The organism is Phenylobacterium sp., assembly GCF_035276905.1.
Classification (GTDB): Bacteria; Pseudomonadota; Alphaproteobacteria; order Caulobacterales; family Caulobacteraceae; genus Phenylobacterium.
In genome coordinates this window covers 1-5033 of record NZ_DATELG010000182.1, presented here as the reverse complement: position 1 = coordinate 5033, position 5033 = coordinate 1, and the positions used below count along the sequence as shown (strand labels likewise).

At 70.2% G+C, this 5033-nt stretch carries 5 protein-coding genes and 1 pseudogene; 1 reads left to right on the top strand and 5 read right to left on the bottom strand.

The window, feature by feature from the left end:
- Positions 1-494, top strand: a pseudogene (locus VJS38_RS08330) (hypothetical protein); the annotation flags it as partial.
- A gap of 36 nt (positions 495-530) precedes the next feature.
- On the opposite strand, the gene VJS38_RS08325 reads toward VJS38_RS08330, so the two are convergent.
- The 5 genes from VJS38_RS08325 to VJS38_RS08305 all read right to left on the bottom strand — a co-directional run.
- Complete coding sequence (locus tag VJS38_RS08325; RefSeq protein ID WP_324087687.1) at positions 531-1292, bottom strand: alpha/beta fold hydrolase; 762 nt, start codon at positions 1290-1292, stop codon at positions 531-533.
- An 86-nt stretch (positions 1293-1378) separates the two neighbouring features.
- Positions 1379-1879 carry an RNA pyrophosphohydrolase gene (locus VJS38_RS08320; protein ID WP_324087686.1) on the bottom strand — a complete coding sequence of 167 codons (501 nt, stop codon included), beginning with the start codon at positions 1877-1879 and terminating at the stop codon, positions 1379-1381.
- Entirely contained in the window at positions 1876-2991 is a 1116-nt protein-coding gene (locus tag VJS38_RS08315; RefSeq protein ID WP_324087688.1) for a divergent polysaccharide deacetylase family protein, read from the bottom strand. Before VJS38_RS08315 ends, VJS38_RS08320 begins: the two co-directional genes overlap by 4 nt.
- Positions 2992-3249: 258 nt before the next feature.
- Positions 3250-4644: a S41 family peptidase gene (locus VJS38_RS08310; protein ID WP_324087685.1), complete on the bottom strand. Its 1395-nt coding sequence runs from the start codon at positions 4642-4644 to the stop codon at positions 3250-3252.
- An 83-nt stretch (positions 4645-4727) separates the two neighbouring features.
- The coding region (locus tag VJS38_RS08305; RefSeq protein WP_324087684.1) for a murein hydrolase activator EnvC family protein at positions 4728-5033 on the bottom strand (306 nt) is incomplete at its 5' end.

The window sequence follows — 5033 nt, the reverse complement described above, 5'->3', positions numbered from 1 at the left end:
CGCCGAGCCTGCCGACCACCGGCGACGGCGCCCAGGTGCTGCAGGCGCTGGAGAAGGTCTGTATCCCGGCCGTCCGCGGCCAGGGCCTCGACGCCGCCGCCAAGGCCGCCGGCCTGAAGGGCAGCCGCCGCGATGGGACCTGGACGATGCCGCTGTCCGGCGGCCGCGACTACGCCATCATCTTCCAGCCGCAGTTCTCGCAGACCAACGTCTGCCACGCCGAGATCCACTACGCCGTCGGCCAGGACAAGCCGATCGTCACCGCGCTGAACATCTGGGCTTTCATGCAGGAGCCCAAGCTCGTGCTGCAGGCCAACTATGTGAACGTCGGGGCCGACGGCGTGAAGCGCGTCCGCAAGTCCTGGGAGCAGATGCAGGCGGGCGGCGGGGCCTCCTCGCGGGCGGTGAACTTCTCGGTCGAGCGCAAGCCCGACGACAGCCCGCTGAACGCGAAGTTCGACACCGGCCAGCTGTTCTACCAGGAACAGAAGTAAGCGCTGAGCTCGTCCCTCCTTAATGGGGAAGGGACGTTACGCCGCGGCGCGGGCCTCGCGGCCGATGAACTCCAGCGCCGCTTCGGCGACGTCCTCCCACCCGGGCTCCCCCGGCAGCCAGTGGCTCATCTCGGGCAGGCAGAGGAACTCGCCGCCGATCCGCTCGGCGACCAGACGGCCGCTCGCCGGCGGATGGACCTGGTCGGCCTCGCCGGAGATCACCAGGCTGCGGGCCCGCAGCGGGCCGGAGCCGATGCTGCTGGTCATGAACGGATCCAGCCACCAGTTCAGCGTTTCGCGCACGGCGCGTGCGCTCTCGCGGCGCAGCCGCGCCAGGATCGGCGCCGCCTCGGCGCGGGTCATGCGGTTCAGGGTGACGGTGCGCATCACCTCGGCGCTGGGCTCCACCGCGCCGTTGGACAACAGGCTGACGAACTGCGCGCCGAACGCGGTCAGCGCCTCCTCCACGTTCCAGCCGACCAGGCCCCAGGGCGGCGAGGGGGCGAGCAGCACCACCGCCCGCGGCTTCACCCGCCGCGCGGCCAGCTGCGCCACCAGACCGCCCATCGAATGGCCGATCAGGATCGGCCGGCTCGGCAGCGAGGCGCACAGGGCCGCGACGTCGTTGGCGTAGTCACGGATGGAGACTCCCACCACCGCGTCGGACGGCTCGCGGGCGCCATGTCCGCGCAGGTCGGGCGTCAGGACCCGGTGGCCGGCGGCCTCGAAAGGCGCGCGGAACCGCTCGAAGGACCATCCGCCGACGAAGGCGCCATGCACCATGACGATGGGGTCCATTCACCGGCCTCCGGGCGAGTAGAAGCGCCCGTGGCGCCGTGACTTGGGAGCACCCTAGCAGGAGATTTTGCGCTGCAATACGGGCGTCACGCCGCAGGCGAACCGCCGTCCCACGGCGCGGCGAAGGAGGCGAAGGCCTGCACCACCGCCTGGTAGGCCGTCCGTTTGAAAGGCGCCACCACGGACAGCGCCTCGTCGAGGTAGCCCCACCGCCAGGCGTCGAACTCCGGCTCGCCGTGCGCCAGGAGGTCGAACTCCGTCTCCCCGCCGTCGAAGCGGAAGGCGAACCACACCTGCTTCTGGCCCCGCCAGCCGCGGGAGACCTTCGGCCCGCCGTGCCCCGGCGGGAAGTCGTAGGTGATCCAGCCGTCGGTGCGTCCGAGCCGCGTCGCGCTGCGGGCGCCGGTCTCCTCGGCGAGCTCGCGCCGGGCGGCGGCCTCCAGGTCCTCGCCGTCGTCGACCCCGCCCTGCGGGAACTGCCAGTTGTGCGGTCCGGGCGTGTTGGCGCGGCGGCCGAGCCATACGCGGCCGTCCGGGTGGAACAGCACCACGCCGACGTTGGGCCGGTATCCGTCGAGCTCAGTCATTTCTTCACGGCGAGCGCCGAGGCGGGCGCGAGCTGGTAGCCTCGCTGCTCCACCGTCTGGGCCCAATGGGCGACCTTGTCCAGCGTAACCGGATAGGCGAAACCGGCGCCCAGCGCCTGGCCGTGCTCCAGGGCGCTGGCCTCCAGCTTCAGCAGCTGGCCGTCGATGGCGCCTTGCGACAACTGCTCGTCGATCACCCGCTCGGCCGAAGCGCGCGGCACGCCGCCGCCGGTGCGCCGGCCGGCGGCGCCGTCGTCGATGAAGCCCAGGCCGCGCCCGCGGACCGCGCCCAGGAAGCTCTCATAGGCCTTGTCGTCGCTGAGGAAACGAGAACCCAGGTAGTTCGTCAGGGCGAAGTAGCCGCTGGCGCGCGACAGGATCCAGTCCAGTTTCTTCGCCGTCTCCGGTCCCGCCCCGTCAGCCATCAGGGTATAGGGGCCGGGATCGTTGTCGGGATAGTCGAGCGGCTCCATCGGCGTCTCGAGCAGCACCTCGTGGCCGTGGGCGCGGGCCATGTCGATCCAGCCCTGCAGGCCTTCGGCGTAGGGCACGAAGGACAGCGTGATCTGCGGCGGCAGGGTCTGGATGGCGGCCTGGGTGGCGCGCGCGTTCAGGCCCAGGCCGCCGATCAACAGGGCGACCTTGGGCCGGCCGTTGGAGGTGAACGGCCGCGCATAGGCGTCGAACGGCGTGCGTCCGTCCTGGGCGATGATCGGCAGCGGGCCGCCGGGTCCAGGCGCGAAGAAGCCGGCGATCGGCGCCTGCGGCAGAGCGCCGCCCGCCGGGACGGCCTCGGCCGACGCGGCCTGCGGACCCGGCTCGGCGGCTGGCCCGTCGGACAGGTGCAGGACGTCCTCCGCCTGCCAGGTCATGCTGGACTTGGGCAGGCCTTCGCGCCAGCCCTCGGGCGCCTGGGCGAAGACCGAGGTCAGGTGGATGCGGATCGGCCTGCCCGACGCCGGCCCCAGCAGCATGACCACCGCCGCGGCGCAAGCTGCGAACAGCGCCGCCGCGCCCACCGCCTGCAGCATCGGCGAGCCCAGCGCGGCCTTCAATCCGTCGAGGCTCGGCGCGCCGAACGCCGGCATGTTCCGGCGGGAGATCGCAATCATGGCCACAGTCGGATCCTTCCCCCTCGACCGGAGGCTCGGCCGATATGGTTAATCAAAGCCTTCCAGGGCGGATTTTACGTAGGGTCCCCGCGACCTTCTCCCCTTGCGGGACCGTTGCGCAACGGTCCCGCAAGGGGAGAAGGGCGACTTATGCTGGGTGGCAATCGCCATCCCAGTGGGCAGCGGAGGCGCTCAAAGCTCAAAGAAAAAGGCGGCTGCACGAACAGCCGCCTTGCAATATCCAGACTTCCGCTGCGCCTACTTGTCCGTTCCCGGCGGCTTGACCGCGGCGACCTTGGCCTTGGAGCCGCCCAGCACCTCGGCCAGGCGAGCGGTCGGCTTCGGCATCTTCGGCGTGGCGGCCACCGAGCCGTAGTGCAGCACGTCCTCGGCGCGGGCCAGCTGGAAGTCCTTCTTCACGTCGAAGCCCTCCGGCGGCTCCTCCGCCGGCTCGTGGGCGCCAGCGCGGACCTTGCCCTCGTCGGCGTTCAGCGCGTTGCGGAACGAGGCCTCCGAGAACTGGAACGACTTGTTGGCGATGCTCTGCGCCTCGTCGCGGGTGGAGGCGACCTCCAGGTCCGGCGTGATGCCGGTCTTCTGGATCGAGCGGCCCGAGGGCGTGAAGTAGCGGGCCGTGGTCAGCTTGAGCGCCCCGTCCATGCCGCCGCGGAGCGGGATGACGGTCTGCACCGAGCCCTTGCCGAAGCTGGTGATGCCGACCAGCTGGGCGCGCTTGCGGTCCTGCAGGGCGCCGGAGACGATCTCGGCCGCGGATGCGGTGCCCGAGTTGATCAGCACCACCATCGGCATGCCGTGGGTGATGTCGCCCGGCCGGGCGTTGTAGCGCTCGACGTCGCGCGGATCGCGGCCGCGCTGGCTGACGATCTCGCCGCCCTCCAGGAACAGGTCGGCGACGCCGACGGCCTGGTCGAGCAGGCCGCCGGGATTGTTGCGCAGGTCGAGGATCAGCCCCTTCATCTTCGGGTTCTTCGCCCGCAGGTCGTTGAAGGCGGCCTCGGCCTCGTCGGTGGTCTTCTCGTTGAAGGCGGAGACCCGCAGCACGCCGTAGTCGCCGTCCATCTTGGCGGTGGCGGACTTCGGCTTGATCACCTCGCGCACCAGCTTGACGTCGAACGGATCGGATTTCTCGCGGGCGATGGTCAGGGTCACCGTCTCGCCGGGCTTGCCGCGCATCTGCTTGACCGCGTCGTTGACCGACAGGCCCAGCACGCTCTCGCCGTTGACCGCGGTGATGTAGTCGCCGGCCTTGATGCCCGCCGCGGCGGCGGGCGTGCCGTCCATCGGCGAGATCACCTTGACCACGCCGTCCTCGCTGGTGACCTCGATGCCCAGGCCGCCGTACTCGCCGCGGGTCTGGTCGCGCATCTCGGCGAAGCTCTCGGCGTCGAGGTAGCCGGAGTGCGGATCGAGCGAGGTGAGCATGCCGTCGATGGCCGACTGGATCAGCTTGGTGTCGTCGACCTCGGTCACATATTGGTGCTCGACGGTGTCGAGCACGTCGCCGAACAGGCCGAGCATTCGATAGGTCTTGGCGCGGGGCTCGGCGGAAGCCAGCGCCTGCTGGCTGAAGTAGGCCATGGAGCCCGCGCCGAGCACGAAGGCGGACACACCGATCAGGAGATACTTTTTCATAGCCTGTGAAGGCTCCTTCCGCGGCCGTCCGACCGCCAACAGACCTAAAAGCCCGTTAGGGGCGCATCGCTGCGCTCCACCCGTTAGTTCGTCATCCAGCGCCCCGGATTCACCGGCGCGCCCTGCTCCCTGACTTCCAGATAGAGTTCCGATGTCGTTTGTCGACCATCGGGCATCCATCCGACAGGTTGTCCCGGCGCGACGGATTGTCCGACGCCGATCGAAGCCTCGGCCAGTCCAGCCAGCACCAAATGGTAGCCGCCCGTCAAACGCAATATCAAAATAACGCCCCAGCCTTTGACCGGGCCGACGTACTGAACCACGCCTGCGGCGGGGCTGGCCACGCGCGCGCCGCGCGGGGCGGCGTAGCTCAGGCCGTTCGAGCGGCC